Source organism: Pseudolactococcus hodotermopsidis, from assembly GCF_011170085.1.
Lineage (GTDB): Bacteria > Bacillota > Bacilli > Lactobacillales > Streptococcaceae > Pseudolactococcus > Pseudolactococcus hodotermopsidis.
On the sequence record NZ_BLLI01000029.1, the window covers coordinates 1 to 16,731 of the forward strand.

The window sequence follows — 16,731 nt, forward strand, 5'->3', positions numbered from 1 at the left end:
ACCCTTTAACTTCCGAGGATAAGAAAGAGAATCGCCGTATTTCAAGGGAAAGAATTTTGATTGAGAATATCAATGCTAAAATCAAAACCTTTAAGTGTATGGCTCAGAAATATCGTAATCGAAGAAAGAGGCACTTACTTCGTGCGTCCTTAATTTGTGGTATTATCAATTTCGAAATTTAATTTCGGGAGAAGTCTATTGAATAGAGTTGGTATTTGACAGCTATAAAATAATTTGTTAAGATGAAAATGTAAACGTATTTGTTGCCACTATAATTATCAAGTTGCAAATAGGAGGAAATATTATGAGTAATCAAAACATCCGAACATATAGGAAAAAATTTCTACAAACTCTAGCAATCTCAGGCGGACTTCTTTTGCTAGCATTTTCCATATTTCCTGATAGCCCTGCATTTAAAAAGCAGAATTTAGATATAGTAACGGCAGAAACCAATAACCAAACACCAGTAAATCTTGATTTAACAAGCATACAAAACGCACGTGAGATTAAACTAACGAAATTTGTTGCAATAACTGGCGCTGACAAAATTGAATTTGACTATCAGTTTAAGCTTGATGATGAAAAGTTAAAAAATCTATTAGAAAAAAGTCTTGCTGCAGGTTCAAATTTTCAAGATATTCAATTTGAAGTTTTTGCTGATAGTAACACAGAAAATATTGCTATGGGTGGACTTTCAGAATCAACTTTCCGTCTTGAGGGAGAGACCTACATGGGTTCTGTTAGTTTTACTTTTGACAAAAAAACTATTCCAGAATATGATAGCTTAACACTTCGTATCAATAACTTGTCTTGGGAAGATTATGATGACTATCAATCAGCCTTAGCAGAAGCAACAAAAACAAATGCCATTTCATTTGAAGTGCCAACTGCTTTGCGATATGAAGGTGATTGGTCTTTTAAAGTTCAAAAGTAAATAGGTACAAATAGCTATGCAACTAAAATTTTGCGAGCGATATGTTTTTGTGGAAATGAAAAGCCTTCAAAAGATGAAGGTTTTTTTGTCAATTAAGCACCTTGATTTTATGCTATAATTATAAGTAACATTTAAACGGAAAAGAGACTGAGAATGAATCCATTATTACAAGGTATGAATGACCGTCAAGCCCAAGCAGTAGAGACAACAGAAGGACCCCTTCTTATTATGGCAGGCGCTGGTTCTGGGAAAACGCGTGTGTTGACGCATAGAATTGCTTATCTGATAGAAGAAAAATTGGTTAATCCGTGGAATATTCTTGCGATTACCTTTACCAATAAAGCAGCGCGGGAAATGCGTGAGCGGGCATTTGATCTCAATCCGCGCACGCAAGATTCGCTGATTGCGACTTTTCATAGTATGTGTGTGCGCATTTTGCGCCGTGATGCTGATCATATTGGTTACAATCGTAATTTTACGATTATTGATCCTGGTGAGCAGCGCACGCTTATGAAACGTATTTTGAAAGAGCTGAATATTGACCCGAAAAAATTTACTGAGCGGACCATTTTAGGCACGATTTCAAATAGCAAGAATGATTTGGTTACAGCTGATATTTATGAAAAAAATGCGGGCGATTATTATACCGATATTGTCGCCAAATGCTATAAACGCTATGAAACTGAGCTGAAACGCAGCGAGTCCATGGACTTTGACGACCTTATCATGAACACGATTCTCCTTTTCGACAAAAATCCTGAGGTGCTTGCCTATTATCAGGGCAAGTTCCAGTATATTCATGTCGATGAGTACCAAGATACCAATCATGCGCAGTATCAACTCGTGCAGTTACTCGCAAAACGGTTTAAAAACTTGTGTGTCGTAGGGGATGCAGACCAGTCGATTTATGGGTGGCGAGGCGCGGATATGCAAAATATCCTCGATTTTGAAAAGGACTATCCCGAGGCAAAAGTTGTTCTCCTAGAAGAAAATTATCGCTCAACCAAAACGATTCTCCAAGCTGCCAATGACGTGATTAACAATAATCAAAATCGACGCCCCAAAAAACTTTGGACACAAAATGATGACGGCGAAAATATTATTTATAACCGCTCTGGCGATGAACGCGAGGAGGCGAATTTTGTTGCGGGGCAGATTAACAATGAGTGTCAAGAAAATGAGCGACAGTATTCTGATTTTGCTGTTTTATATCGGACAAATGCCCAGTCTCGTGCGGTTGAGGAGGCGCTCCTCAAATCAAATATTCCTTATACCATGGTCGGTGGCACGAAATTTTATTCACGCAAGGAAATCCGTGATGTTGTGGCGTATCTTAATGTGATTGCCAACTATCGTGACAATATTTCCTTTGAACGCATTGTCAATGAACCCAAGCGTGGCGTTGGTCCAGCAGCTTTGGAAAAGTTGCGTGAGTTTGCGATGACGCACAATCTGTCACTTTTGGAGGGGGCGCGTGATGTGACTCTCAGCACGCTCAAAGGCAAGGTGGCGACTGAGCTGTTTAATCTTGCTCACATTTTGTTAAATATAAGAGATAGCGTTGACCAGTTGACGATTACTGGTTTGGTTGAGACTGTTCTGGATAAAACGGGTTATCGACAGGCGCTCGAAGTTCAGACGACCAGTCTTGAGGCGCAAAATCGCTTGGAAAATATTGATGAATTTCTGACCGTTACGCAAAGTTTTGATGAAAAGGACACACCTGTTGCTGATGAAACGGGGCTTGACAAGCTCAGCCGTTTTCTCAATGATCTGAGCCTTGTGGCTGATACCGATTCTTATGAAGAAACGTCGCAAGTGACTCTGATGACCTTGCACGCAGCCAAAGGCTTGGAATTTCCTGTCGTTTTTTTGGTCGGCATGGAGGAGGGCGTTTTTCCTTTGAGTCGGCAAGCCGAAGATGAAGACGAGCTGGAAGAAGAACGCAGGCTTGCTTACGTTGGGATTACGCGCGCTGAAGAGGTGCTGTACTTGACAAATGCCAACTCGCGTATGCTTTTCGGGCGCTCAAGCTACAATCAGCCGTCGCGTTTTTTGCAGGAAATTGATGAGGAGTTGCTGACATACACAGGGCAAGCCAGAAAAGCGGCAACGAGCTTTAATGCGACCTACAAAAATTCGAGCAAAGGGAAGTTTGGCTCTGGTTTGAGCTTGGCGGATGCTATAAAAACGCGCAAATCAGCCGTTTCGACTATTGGGGCAAATCAACCCGCCAAGAAAGAAATTGGCGCTTGGGCAATTGGCGATATTGCTCACCACAAAAAATGGGGCGACGGCACAGTGCTTGATGTGTCGGGTTCTGGCACGAACATGGAGCTGAAGATTGCTTTTCCCGAGGTTGGCTTGAAACGTTTGTTGGCGCAGGTTGCGCCGATTGTGAAGGTTGGGGAGTAAAGATAGAGTATTAAAGAAATGATTTTAATATAGGAAATATTTTGATTATTTTTCTATATTAAATAATCTCAAATTAATTTAGAAAGTATAACAGGAATTGAAGTGGTAAATAAACTTTTTTTGGTATCTAACGTATTAAACTCAACTAAAAACAAAGAAAGCGGTTTATTAGACCCCTTTGTTAATATAGTACTGTACTATATTTTAACTTCTAATAAGACTAAGACTAAGACCAATTTTACTGTTGCTGAATTAGTTTCAGAATTAAAAACTGAGTTGCAGTACAACATACCAGAATTTCCAATGCGTCAAATTTTTTTAGAATTATCAAAAAAAAGATTTATAACTAAAGAAAATAATACTAATAAATATCGTCTTAATCAAGAGGAGTCAACAAAAGACTTTATTTTAGAGTATAATGATAGAGAAAATGAATTAAAGCTAAATTATTCAGATGTTTTGAAGAGTTGCAAAGATTTTGTTTTTCAAAAAACAAATCAGAAATGTAATTCTTTTGAAACATTATTTGATGAATTTATTGCTGATGAGTTAATTAAAGAAAATACGCATCGTTCAAAGGAAGAAATATTAAATTTTAGATATATTGCAGAGTATGTTGAAAAAGAAAAGGATGATAACAGCAAGCATTATGATTGTATTATGCAATTACGATTAGCAAAAGCACTAGAAGGATTGTTATTGTACTACTCAAAAGATTTTGAGAGTTCTTTTAAAAACTTAACTATCTATATTGATACTCCTATTGTTTTTTACTTACTAGGAATTACCATGCTTGAAGTTAAAGATGTATACCTAAATCTAGTTAAGGAGTTACAGGAAAAAGGAGCTAAAATAGCTGTATTTGAACATACAGCGGAAGAGGTCGAGAATATTTTAGAGGGTTCTAAAAAATGGGTAGAGAGTAATTCTTTTGATATTTCAAAAGCCTCGTTAGCAAGTGAATACTATTTTGAAAATGGTTATAATAAAAATCATATAGATTTAGATATTGCTAGATTTCGAAATCAGTTAAAAGATTTAAAAATAGATATTTTAGAAAAACCAGATGAATCAGAGAATAAACAATTCAATGAAGATACCAAAAGTATTGAGGAGCTAATTAAAAAGAGAAGAACTGCAGTATATGAACCTTACAATGAATCTATTAAGAGAGATGTTAATTCAATAAATTCTATTTATATTCTTAGAAGAGGATGCAGGGCAACTACGATTCAAGAATCTAAGTTTATATTTTTAACAACAAGCTATTCATTGATAAAGGCAGCAAGTGAATATATGTCTTCTTTAAATCATCCAACAAATAGAGAGATTTCTTCTTGTATTTCTGATATATTTTTAGGCACACTACTTTGGTCACAGACTAAAAAAAATCTTGATTTTGTTAATATTAAACTAACATCTCAAATTTATGCTGCGTATAATCCCTCACATGAATTAGCTGAGGCATATGCAGTAGAACTAAATAGAGCGAAAGACAAACAAAAAATTACAGAAACAGACTTTGCGTTATTGCAAAGTCGTCGCCTTGTTGAAAAATTGTTATTTGACGTAACAAATGGAGACGTAAATAATGTTTCTGATAAAACTCCAGGTGAAATTTTAAAGAACCTAAGGAAGGAGGCAGAGAAAAAAGGTTCAGATAAAACTAAACAGATTATGGAAAAAGAGTTGACTCAGTTAGAAAGGGAAAAGGATGAGGATTTAGCAAAAGAAAGAACTGAAAAAGAGTTGCAATTAAAGAAAACTAATGATTATATCGAAAATATAAAGAATAAAGCTGATGAAAAATGGAGAAAGTGTAATTGTGCTTGTAATATTATTGGTTTAATTGCATTAATACTTTGCTTGGTAATTATTATAATAATTATTATCAAGTGCCTTTATGATAATACTCATGCTATAATTGGCACATTAGCGGTTATTGTACCACTTGTACTTAGTCCATTCTTAAAACATATTCCGATTCCGAGTAAATATATTTCTAAATTGAATTATATGACTTTATTTGAATTGTTGAAAAAGAAACTGAAAAGTCGTATTTACAAAGACTATCATGAGGCGGTTGATAGAATGAAGTGATTTTCGGAATATTCTGAAAATCACAATGGTATCCGCAAGCTGAACATTTTAGATTGGTTGCTTGAAAAATAAAAATTGGCTATTCGGAAGAAAAATATTTAAGGAGACACACATGAATCAAATCAAATGCCCAAATTGTGGCGAGTTATTTACAGTTGATGAATCGGGATTCGCAGATATTTTAGCGCAAGTTCGCAATAAGGAATTTGAGCATGAAATTCACACACAATTAGAAAAAGAGAAGAAATTTCTTGAATCTGATTTCAAAAGTCAATTGGAAAAGGTTGAACTTGAAAAGCAGAATTTAGTAGATGCTAAAACTGCAGAATTAAAACTTGTCGAAGAACAGACCAGATCAGCATTACAGACAGAATTATCAGACTTAAAATCGCAACTCGAAAAATCACAGCTTGAATGTGATAATTTAGCACAAGCTAAAACTGCAGAATTAAAACTTGTCGAAGAACAGACCAAATCAGCGTTACAGACAGAATTATCAGACTTAAAATCGCAACTCGAAAAATCACAGCTTGAATGTGATAATTTAGCACAAGCTAAAAATTCAGAATTGAAACTTGTCGAAGAACAAACCAAATCAGCATTACAGACAGAATTGTCAGACTTAAAATCAAAACTGGCAAAATTGGAATCTGAAAAAGAATTGGCTTTGCAGCAGACCATTTCTGAGAAAGAAAAGGAATTGTTAGAAGTGGCGCGTCAGCGTGATGAGGTCAAAAATCAGCTTGTTTTGGCGGAGAAAGAGCAGGAAATTGTTCAAAATGCTGTTAAGGAAAAATACGAGTTGCAGCTAAAAGCTAAGGACGATGAGGTTGAATTTTACAAGAATTTCAAGGCTCAGCAGTCGACCAAAGCGATTGGCGAGAGTTTGGAGAATTTTGCTGAAGATGAGTTCAACAAAGTGCGCGCGACCATGTTTCCAAAGGCTTATTTTGAGAAAGACAACGATGCGCGAACAGGGAGCAAGGGCGACTTTATCTATCGCGAGAATGACGAATTTGGCAATGAAATTATCTCGATTATGTTTGAGATGAAAAATGAGGCTGATACAACGCAGACCAAGCACAAAAATCGCGATTTTTTCAAGGAGCTTGATAAGGATCGCAAGGAAAAGTCGTGTGAATATGCGGTTTTGGTAACGATGCTTGAGGCAGATAGCGATTACTACAACACTGGTATTGTTGATGTTTCTTATGACTATCCGAAAATGTATGTTGTGCGCCCGACTTTTTTCATTCAGCTGATTGGTTTGTTGCGCAATGCTGCGATGAACTCGCTTGCTTATAAGCAAGAAATTGCTTTGATTAAAGAGCAAAATATTGATATTACGACATTTGAAGAAGATTTAGATATTTTTAAAACAGGTTTTGCCAAAAATTACACATCAGCAAGTAAGAATTTCGCTAAGGCGATTGATGAGATTGACAAGTCAATTAAGCGCATGGAAGAAGTCAAAAAGGCACTTTTGACGAGCGAAAATCAATTGCGTTTGGCAAATAACAAGCTAGAAGATGTGTCTGTCAAGAAATTAACCAAGAAAAATCCAACGATGGCGGAGAAATTTGCTAAATTGAATAAGGAATAAAGAATTACAAGATGAATAACGATGGTATTTTAAACGTTTACAAGGAAACGGGCATGACCAGTCATGACGTTGTTTTCAAGTTGCGCAAGATTTTACAGACCAAGAAAATTGGGCATGGTGGCACGCTAGACCCAGATGTGACGGGCGTTTTGCCGATTGCGGTCGGAAAAGCGACCCGAGTTGTTGAGTTTATGACCGAGGCGGGTAAGGTTTACGAGGGGCAAGTGACACTTGGCTTTTCGACCGAAACTGAGGATGCGAGCGGTGCGATTGTTGCGCGGACACCAGTTACGTCGGCGATTTCTGCTGAAACGATTGACAGCGCTATGCGTGGCTTTGTAGGGACTATCACGCAGATTCCCCCCATGTATTCGGCGGTCAAAGTCAATGGTCGTAAGCTTTACGAGTATGCGAGAGCGGGTGAGACGGTTGCGCGACCCGAGCGTTCAGTGACGATTTCTGAGTTCGTTAGAACGTCTGAGCCTATTTTTGATGCTGATAATCAGCTCATTAGATTTGATTTTCGTGTTGCTTGTAGTAAGGGCACTTATGTCAGAACACTGGCAGTTGATTTGGGCGCAAAACTTGGTTTTGCCAGTCATATGTCTTATCTGCAACGTACCGCCTCAGCTGGCTTGACGATTGATAAGGCTTTGAAATTATCAGAAATTGAACAACTCAAGGCAGAAAATCGTTTAGAGACTGTTTTTCTGCCAATTGAATATGGTGTTTCTGACCTAGAAAAAATTGAGTTATCAGACGAACAAGTCTCAGAAATCAAATTTGGTCGTTTCATCAACATTTCAGCTGAAAATGCTGTTGTTGCGGGTTTCCAAAATGGTCAACTTATCGCTATTTTGCAACAACGCGACGGTAAATTATACAAACCAAAGAAAGTGATGATATGAAAGTAAGAAAATTCAAAGAAAGTACGGTAGATAAAGCGCCCACGATTTTGGTTTTGGGCTATTTTGACGGCATTCATCGCGGTCATCAGGCTTTGTTTGAAAAGGCGCGTGATTTAGCTGATACTAAAAATGCTACCATTTCTGTTTTGACATTTCCCGAAAATCCGTCAATTGTTTTCAGTAAATTCAATGAAAATTTGCTGAAACATTTGACTTCTGATAAAAAACGCTTACAATTGTTTGAGAAAAATGGTGTTGACTTTCTTTATTTGACTGATTTTACCAGTCATTTTGCCAAATTGACCAGCCACGATTTTATTGAAAATTATCTCAAAAAATTAAATATTGCTGCCGTTATTGTCGGATTTGACTATAAATTTGGCTCTGATAATGGGACGGTTAAGGCATTGTCAGATTATGACATTTATCAGATTCCTCAGATTTCTGACAGCAATGAAAAGATTTCTTCGACACGGATTCGCAAAGCTGTTCTTTCCGGCGATGTCGAGCTTGCCAATCAACTTTTGGGCTATCACTATGAGCTGTCTGGTTTGGTTGTTCACGGTGAGGCGCGCGGGAGGACGATTGGCTATCCGACGGCTAATGTTGAGAGCAAAGATTATCAGTATATGCCTGCAACTGGTGTGTATGTTGTAGATATTGAAGTAGCTGGCAAATGCTATCGTGGTATGGCGTCTATCGGCTATAATGACACGTTTGGCGGGCAAACTAAGACACTTGAAGTTAATATTTTTGAGTTTCATGATGAGATTTATGGCGAAACAGCGACAGTTTATTTCTTGAAATTAATTCGTGGCATGGTCAAGTTTGACGGCGTTGAGGCGCTGATTACGCAGATGAAAAATGATGAAAAAATAGCACGTGAATTTGTCTGATTACTGTTTTTTTATAATGATATAATTTTGCTATTTTAATTAATTTATCAAAAAATTAGGAAGAATCTCATGAAAAATCAGCCAAAATCAGCCTATGTCCATATTCCTTTTTGCACACAAATCTGTTATTATTGCGATTTTGCCAAAGTTTTTATCAAAAATCAGCCTGTCGATGCTTATGTAGCAACGCTTTTAGGGGAGTTTGAACTGGCAGAAATCTCAGAACTTGAAACGCTATACATTGGCGGTGGAACACCAACGGCATTGTCGGCAGCGCAACTTGACCGATTGTTAGCGGGTTTGACTCAAAATTTAGCCTTGGAAAAATTGCAAGAATTTACCGTTGAGGCTAATCCTGGTGATTTAACAGATGAGAAAATCGCTGTCCTCAAGAAAAATCATGTCAACCGCGTGTCGCTTGGTGTGCAGACTTTTAATGATAAACTGCTTAAGAAAATTGGCAGAAGTCATACATCACAAGATGTTTTTGACACAATTACAAAACTTCGTGCCGCAGGTTTTGATAATATTACAATCGATTTGATTTACGCATTGCCTAGTCAAACGCTGGCTGATGTCAAACGGGATATTGAGATTTTGTTGCAGCTAGATTTACCTCATGTGGCGCTTTACTCGCTAATTCTCGAAAATCACACGATTTTCATGAATAAAATGCGTCGCGGCAAGCTCGATTTGCCGGATGAAGAGGCTGATTTTGAGATGTATAATGCCATTATTGATTGTCTTGAGAAGGCTGGTTATGCGCATTATGAGATTTCAAATTTTGGTAAAGAAGGTTACGAGAGTAAGCACAATCTCATGTATTGGCAGAATGCCGAGTACTATGGGTTTGGTGCGGGTGCGAGTGGTTATGTCAATGGTGTGCGTTACAAAAATCACGGTCCGATTCATCATTATCTGGAAACTATTGACAAGAAAGTCACGCAAGAAAAATTATCACAAAAAGAGCAAATGGAAGAAGAGTTATTTTTAGGTTTGCGGAAGAAATCAGGGGTCAATACGCAAGCCTTTACTGAAAAATTTGGTCAAGATTTTGATAAAATCTATGGTCAGACGGTCAGCACGCTCATTGATAAAAAACTCCTAGAACGCAGTCATGACAGCATTTTCATGACACGCCAAGGGTTGATGTTGGGAAATGATGTTTTTGAGGCGTTTTTACTTGATTAACCTTAGAAGCAAACTATTTTTTGACCTGCGTCCCCCTGATTTATTACTTATGTTTAGCATTGACAATGACTATCTTGAAAGTTATATTTTAATTTTAAATTAATAAAGTATATATTGGACGAGAATTGAATTATTTTGGTATAATAGAGTAATATGAATATTATGCGCAAACATCTGAATCCCGTTGGAGCTGTACTGACCTTTATTTTGTTGGTTTCTTTCGCTATGCTCTTGATTGTGCTCAATATCAATAATGTCAATCAGAAGCCTTTTTTAGTTGCTAATCAAGCGGTTATCAAGGTTGATCGCACTGATGGCATTGATATTGAGAAACCAATTATTGATATTTCTGGTTGGCAATTGCCATCTGAGATGGATTATGATGAGATTTCAAAGCAAGTAAACGGTGTTATTGTCCGTGTACAGCACGGTCTTAGTATGAAAAATGAAAATAGCGCTGCTTATAAAAATGGTAAGGATAAGGCGATGGACACGCATATCCAAGAGTTTCAAAAGCGCAATGTTCCAGTTGCTGTTTATGCCTACATTGATGGTAGTTCAGAGACTGAAATGCGAAAGGAAGCTCAAAAGTTTTACGAGCGTGCTAGTAAATATAATCCGACTTACTGGTGGCTTGACGTTGAAGAAGTCACAATGAAGAAAAATTTTAATGCAGGAATTGAAGCTTTTCGTGACGAACTAGAAAAACTCGGTGCGAAAAATATTGGCATTTACACGCAAGATTGGTTTATTACAGATAACAATCTAGACGTTAAGCCTTTTTCTGCCGTTTGGATGGCGCACTATGGAGGTGACACTGGTTTTTGGAACTCATCGCCAGATACAACAATTCATTATGTTTTACACCAGTATACCAGTCATGGCATGCTCAATGGTTTTGAACACAACTTGGATATGAACCGTGTGACAAATGTTGCAGATTATAATTTGATTTTTAATCATGGTCAATTAGTTAAGTAATTGATTAGAGAGGTTGAAACGCCATTTTTAGGCGTTTTTTTGGTAAAATAAGAATATGTTAATTTACAAGAATGAATTTACAGTTCCTTACTATGAAAGTGATGTAACTGGCAATATAAAATTGCCAAGTCTTTTTAATATCGCTTTGCAGTTGTCAGGCGAACAGGGTGCTATTCTCAATCGGAGTGATCAGTGGACGAAAGCGCATTATAACTATACTTGGATTGTTGTTGAGTATGAGGTTGATATTCAGCGTTTACCTGTTTTTAACGAGACGATGACGATTGAAACATTCGCTAAGACTTATAACAAATTTTTCTGTTATCGTGATTTCATTTTTTACGCTGAAAATGGCGATGAACTGCTGAAAATTTCATCAACTTGGGTTCTGATTGATGTTGATACGCGCAAGGTTGCGCACGTCGAAGATGAGATTGTCGCGCCTTATCAGTCTGAAAAAATCAAGAGAATCATTCGTGGTCATAGGTTTAGAGAGCTGAAGCTTGAGCCGACTTGTGAAAGAAACTATTTTGTGCGGTTCAACGACATTGACCAGAACGGTCACGTCAATAACAGCAAGTATCTCGACTGGATGATTGACATGCTGGACTTTGATTTCCTAAGCACGCACGTGCCACAGAAGATTTATCTCAAGTATGCCAAGGAAGTTTTGTATGGTGTTTCGGTAAAATCGCGGGCAGAAGTTGTGGGAGAGCAGTCGTTTCACGAAATTTTGACGGATGACTTGAACGCTCAGGCTGAGATTATTTGGAGAAAAAACGATGACTTATAAAGGCTACCTAATCGACCTAGACGGCACGATTTACATGGGCGAACATAAAATAGAGGCGGGGACAAGATTTGTTAAACGGTTGCAAGACAGGGAAATTCCCTATCTTTTTGTGACCAATAATACGACTAAAACGCCTGCACAAGTGCAGAGACGTTTGCGGGAAAAATTCGACATTGACACGCCAGAAACGACGATTTATACGGCAACACTTGCGACACTGGACTATATGAATGACATGGCAAAAGGCAAGACAGCTTATGTGATTGGTGAATCGGGTCTGAAATCAGCGATTTATGCTGAATACAAACGTGAGACTGAAAATCCTGCCTATGTTGTCGTTGGCTTGGATAATGACTTGACCTACGAAAAATTGAGCATTGCCACGCTTGCTATTGCAGGAGGTGCCATGTTTATCGGAACGAATCCCGACTTGAACATTCCGACAGAACGTGGGCTTTTACCAGGTGCTGGTGCAATAGCTAAATTGCTAGAAGTTGCTACGCGTGTTAAGCCAATTTTTATCGGCAAACCCAATGCCATTATCATGAATAAAGCAGTGGAGCAGATTGGGTTAGCACGCCGTGATTTGTTGATGGTTGGCGATAATTATTTGACTGATATTCGGGCAGGTATTGACAATGATATAGATACGTTGCTTGTGACGACTGGCTTTACGACGGTTGCTGAGATTCAAAATTTGCCGATTGCGCCGACTTTTGTTGTTGGGTCACTTGATGACTGGGAGATTTGAAGTTTGAAAGACAAAATTCATTTCTTTATCACAATTCTCTGGTCAATCGCAGCGGGAGCAAGCCTAACAATTTTAGCAGCAATTCCTTTATTTCATAGTTTGGTTGGCGTTTTCAAGTTATCTGAGAGCACATTTCTCAGTAAGGAGATAATTTTACATAATTTTGATGTTTTGATGACCTATCTGCTCAATCCATTTGTCAAAAAGTTAGTCATGCCTGATTTTCCGAGTTCAGCTGATGGGTTGAAACATTTTGTAGATGTTAAGCATTTGTTTATCTTAGCGTTTGTCGTGACGGTGGTGTTGCTGTTTCCAACTATCCTTTTTGTCAAAAAAAAGCTTTATCTGCAATTTTATCAAACGCTAAAAATCTGTTTGCTGATGCCTATTCTTGTTGGTATAATTGCACTTTTTGGTGGTTTTGATAGCATTTTCATCAGCTTTCACAAACTTTTTTTCCGTGATTCGACTTGGCTGTTTGACCCAGCGACAGATCCTGTTATTGACATTTTGCCCGAAAATTTCTTCATGCTATGTTTTATCGTCTTTGGTGCGATTTATCTCGCTTTTTGGGGCATTTTATACGTTAAATCTAAATTGCATTTTGACGCTTTGAGTCAAGAAAAATAGCTGATTTTCCGCACGTCCTTATGTTCGTTTGCGGAAATTCCTTAAGGGCATCTCTAAAAACTCAGATTCGCCCATTTTTGTTAGCTCATAAAATCGCTAACAGAAAAAAGATGTGCACCAGTAAAATCTTTCTGCGACGAGCATTGGGGAGGAGCACACGCACATTCTGCGACGAGCATTGCGCAGGAGCACACGCACTTTCTGCGACGAGCATTGCGCAGGAGCAACTCATTTTGCGACGAGTAATCGCAGGAGCAACTCATTTTGCGACGAGTAATCGCAGGAGCAGTTTTTAGAGATGCCCTTAATTTATTTAGTTTCAACATCTTATTTCAAAATCGAGTTTCGGCTCCTTGAGTCTGGAAAAAATAGCTGACTTTTCCGGACGACCTACGTTCGCTTACGGAAATTCCCTAATTTTTCAGACTCAGTGCAGTCGCCTTAACATCTAATAATGGAGGAAATTCTCACATGCAAAAAATTAACTTAGTTATCATTACTGGTATGAGTGGTGCGGGCAAAACCGTGGCGATTCAGTCTTTTGAGGACATGGGCTATTTCACGGTTGATAATATGCCCGCTAATCTCATTAACAAGTTTGTGAGTTTGCTCACAACATCTGAGGTGGGCGACATTGATAAGGTGGCAATGGTCGTCGACATGCGAAGTCGGAGTTTCTTTGACGAGCTGAGTGATATTGTCAATGACTTATCAGATAATCCAGACGTTGATTTTCGGCTATTATTTCTTGATAGTTCTGATGAAGAATTGGTCGCACGTTACAAGGAAACGCGGCGCAGTCATCCGCTTGCTGAGGACGGTAGGGTGCTTGACGGTATCAACCGCGAACGCGATTTGCTCTCGCCACTCAAGTCTTTCTCGCAAAATGTGATTGATACAAGTGAGTTGACACCGAGAAATCTGCGTGCGCTGATTGGTCAAGAATTTGCAACAGAAAATACAACGGCTGCTTTCAGAATCGAAGTCATGAGTTTTGGTTTCAAATATGGTTTGCCACTTGATGCTGATTTAGTTTTCGATGTTCGTTTTCTGCCAAATCCGCATTATGTGTCTGAGTTGCGTAATCTGACTGGGCTTGATGAGGCGGTTTATCATTATGTTATGGATGCGCCAGAATCGGAAGAATTTTATACAAATCTGATGAAAATGCTCACACCAATCATTCCCGGTTATCAAAAAGAAGGGAAGTCGGTGCTAACGATTGCTGTGGGTTGCACGGGTGGTCAGCATCGTAGCGTGGCATTTGCCAAACGAATCGGCAAGGAATTGCTCGCTGAAAAGTGGTCTGTCAACATCAGCCACCGCGACAAAGATAGACGAAAGGAAACGGTCAACCGCTCATGAGGAAGAAGAAAATTGTTGTGATTGGCGGTGGGACGGGGATTCCTGTTATTTTGAGTTCGCTCAAAAAGGAGGATGTGGATCTGACGGCGATTGTCACGGTGGCGGACGACGGTGGGAGTTCTGGCGAGTTGCGTAGTGCGCTCCATATTGCGCCTCCTGGCGATTTGCGCAACGTCCTTGTGGCTATGAGCGATATGCCCAAGCTCTACGAGCAGATTTTTCAGTATCGTTTCAGCGAAAATGACGGACCGCTCAGTGGTCATCCGATTGGTAATCTGATTATCGCGGGTGTTTCTGAGATGAAAGGGTCGACTTATAACGCCATTCAGATTTTGGCGAAGTTTTTCCATGCCCAAGGGCATATTTTGCCCTCAAGTGAGGCGGCGCTGACCTTGCACGCTATTTTTAAGGATGGTGCTGAGATTGTGGGCGAGAGCCACATTGCCGACTACAAAGGCACGATTGACCACGTTTTTGTGACCAACACCAACAATCCCGACACGCCAACTGCCTCGCGTCATGTGGTCAAGGCGATTATGGCGGCGGATACGATTGTTATGGGGCCTGGCAGTCTTTTTACGTCGATTTTGCCAAATGTTGTCATTCCTGAGATTAAGCAAGCATTAGTTGAGACGAAAGCACAGGTTGTCTATGTTTGTAATATCATGACTCAGCGTGGTGAGACGGAGAATTTTACGGATGCTGACCATATCAGAGTGCTACGTGAACACGTGTGCATGAATTTTATTGATACCGTTTTGGTCAATATTCAGCCAGTTCCGCCCGAATATATGAATAGTAATAAATTTGACGAATATTTAGTGCAGGTCAAGCATGATTTTGACGGTTTGCGGGCAGAAAATGTGCGTGTGATTTCAAGTAATTTTTTAAAACTGCGAGATGGCGGTGCTTTTCACAATGCTGACGCCATTTCTGAGGAAATCATGAGAATCAGCGAGCGTAGAACCAAATGAGTTTCTCATCAGAAGTTAAAAATGAACTCACACAGTTAAAAGTTTCTGACGGTGTGATGATAGCTTTACTCAGAATGAATGGTAGACTTGGCATTTCAAACGGTCTTAGTCTTGCGATTACAACTGAAAATGCGACAACAGCCAAATTTATCTATCGCAGTTTGTCGGAAGTTTATGACATTAAATCGGAGATAAACACGTATCAAAAAACAACGCTTTCTAAGAATCGTGTCTATACGCTTTTAATTTTAGGAGAAGTTTCTGAGGTTTTGGATAGATTTGAGTTAGCTGATAGCTTACTTTTGGATAACGGCGTACCGATTGCTGTCAAATTTGACAAAGATTTGGCGCTTGGCTATCTGCGTGGGGCTTTCATCAGCAGCGGTAGCGTGACCAACCCCGAAAAAAGCAAGTATCATCTGGAAATCGCCTCTTATTATGAGGAACATGCGACAGATTTGCAGCGTTTACTGGCAGATTTTGGTATCGAAAGTAAACTTATCGCCCGCAAAAATAGAACGATTACTTATTTGTCAAATTCTGAGCTTATCTTGTCTTTTCTAAGCCTTATCGGTGCAACAAAATCGCGTTTCAAGTTAGAAAATGCGAAAATTTTTCGTGAAATTAGAAATATTGCCAATCGTCAAACGAATTTTGAAACGGCAAATATTGGCAAAACAGTCAACGCCGCTCAAAATGCGATTGAGGACATCAAGTTACTACAAAGTCAAGGCAAATTGCCAGAAAATCTACGCGAAATTGCCCTCGCAAGAATCGCTAATCCTGATGACACCATTCTTGAACTTGGCCAGAGATTAACCCCTCCACTTGGCAAGTCGGGTGTCAATCACAGACTACGGCAACTTAAAGCGCTTGCAGCAACGCTTCGTCAGATAAAATGATGAAGGAAAAGTTGTTTTAAATATATTTTAATATAATAAATAACTTCTTAAGCGCTTGTATTAGAGATAGAAAGAATTGAAAACGGTTCAAATAAAAATAGATATATTCAATTCGTTAAAAATAAAGAACGTTTTCAATAGCCTCACTATCGGCATAAGCCAAAATTCTCTTTTGGATTGTTTTATCATAGGTCATACTTACAGTACATCATACGTTGTGTTTTTTTATCGAATTGAGTATATAATGTTTTATTACTCCCTCAAAAAATTTGAGAGAGTATTTTTATG

15 protein-coding genes are annotated in these 16,731 nt (G+C 38.7%); all 15 read left to right on the plus strand.

All coding sequences use genetic code 11. The features are described from left to right. The coding region (locus Hs30E_RS05720) for a transposase family protein (protein ID WP_308780834.1) at nt 1-182 on the plus strand (182 nt) is incomplete at its 5' end. A 122-nt stretch (nt 183-304) separates the two neighbouring features. Beyond that, the gene (locus Hs30E_RS05725) at nt 305-934 is read left to right on the plus strand and encodes a sugar phosphate isomerase family (RefSeq protein WP_172208716.1); all 630 of its coding nucleotides are present in this window, start codon (nt 305-307) and stop codon (nt 932-934) included. A gap of 153 nt (nt 935-1,087) precedes the next feature. After that, nucleotides 1,088-3,349: a DNA helicase PcrA gene (gene pcrA / locus Hs30E_RS05730; RefSeq protein ID WP_172208718.1), complete on the plus strand. Its 2,262-nt coding sequence runs from the start codon at nt 1,088-1,090 to the stop codon at nt 3,347-3,349. A gap of 102 nt (nt 3,350-3,451) precedes the next feature. Then, entirely contained in the window at nt 3,452-5,449 is a 1,998-nt protein-coding gene (locus tag Hs30E_RS05735) for a hypothetical protein (protein ID WP_172208720.1), read from the plus strand. Nucleotides 5,450-5,561: 112 nt separating this feature from the next. Further along, nucleotides 5,562-7,052, plus strand: a complete 1,491-nt coding sequence (locus tag Hs30E_RS05740) for a DUF2130 domain-containing protein (protein ID WP_172208722.1) — start codon at nt 5,562-5,564, stop codon at nt 7,050-7,052. A gap of 11 nt (nt 7,053-7,063) precedes the next feature. After that, the gene (gene truB, locus Hs30E_RS05745; RefSeq protein WP_172208724.1) at nt 7,064-7,960 is read left to right on the plus strand and encodes a tRNA pseudouridine(55) synthase TruB; all 897 of its coding nucleotides are present in this window, start codon (nt 7,064-7,066) and stop codon (nt 7,958-7,960) included. Next, the gene (locus tag Hs30E_RS05750; protein ID WP_172208726.1) at nt 7,957-8,856 is read left to right on the plus strand and encodes a bifunctional riboflavin kinase/FAD synthetase; all 900 of its coding nucleotides are present in this window, start codon (nt 7,957-7,959) and stop codon (nt 8,854-8,856) included. Before truB ends, Hs30E_RS05750 begins: the two co-directional genes overlap by 4 nt. Nucleotides 8,857-8,925: 69 nt before the next feature. Next, nucleotides 8,926-10,047: a radical SAM family heme chaperone HemW gene (hemW, locus tag Hs30E_RS05755; RefSeq protein ID WP_172208728.1), complete on the plus strand. Its 1,122-nt coding sequence runs from the start codon at nt 8,926-8,928 to the stop codon at nt 10,045-10,047. A gap of 162 nt (nt 10,048-10,209) precedes the next feature. After that, the gene (locus tag Hs30E_RS05760; protein WP_172208750.1) at nt 10,210-11,028 is read left to right on the plus strand and encodes a glycoside hydrolase family 25 protein; all 819 of its coding nucleotides are present in this window, start codon (nt 10,210-10,212) and stop codon (nt 11,026-11,028) included. A 55-nt stretch (nt 11,029-11,083) separates the two neighbouring features. Further along, a complete protein-coding gene (locus tag Hs30E_RS05765; protein WP_172208730.1) occupies nt 11,084-11,821 on the plus strand; it encodes an acyl-ACP thioesterase domain-containing protein in 738 nt (245 codons plus the stop codon). Next, nucleotides 11,811-12,572, plus strand: a complete 762-nt coding sequence (locus Hs30E_RS05770) for a TIGR01457 family HAD-type hydrolase (protein WP_172208732.1) — start codon at nt 11,811-11,813, stop codon at nt 12,570-12,572. Before Hs30E_RS05765 ends, Hs30E_RS05770 begins: the two co-directional genes overlap by 11 nt. Before the next feature lie 3 nt (nt 12,573-12,575). Beyond that, nucleotides 12,576-13,202, plus strand: a complete 627-nt coding sequence (locus Hs30E_RS05775) for a TIGR01906 family membrane protein (RefSeq protein ID WP_172208734.1) — start codon at nt 12,576-12,578, stop codon at nt 13,200-13,202. Between the two features lie 471 nt (nt 13,203-13,673). Further along, entirely contained in the window at nt 13,674-14,567 is an 894-nt protein-coding gene (rapZ, locus tag Hs30E_RS05780; RefSeq protein WP_172208736.1) for an RNase adapter RapZ, read from the plus strand. Next, nucleotides 14,564-15,541 (plus strand): gluconeogenesis factor YvcK family protein, encoded by a 978-nt coding sequence (locus tag Hs30E_RS05785; protein ID WP_172208738.1) that lies wholly within the window; start codon nt 14,564-14,566, stop codon nt 15,539-15,541. Before rapZ ends, Hs30E_RS05785 begins: the two co-directional genes overlap by 4 nt. Beyond that, entirely contained in the window at nt 15,538-16,443 is a 906-nt protein-coding gene (gene whiA, locus Hs30E_RS05790) for a DNA-binding protein WhiA (protein WP_172208740.1), read from the plus strand. Before Hs30E_RS05785 ends, whiA begins: the two co-directional genes overlap by 4 nt. Nucleotides 16,444-16,731: the final 288 nt, after the last annotated feature.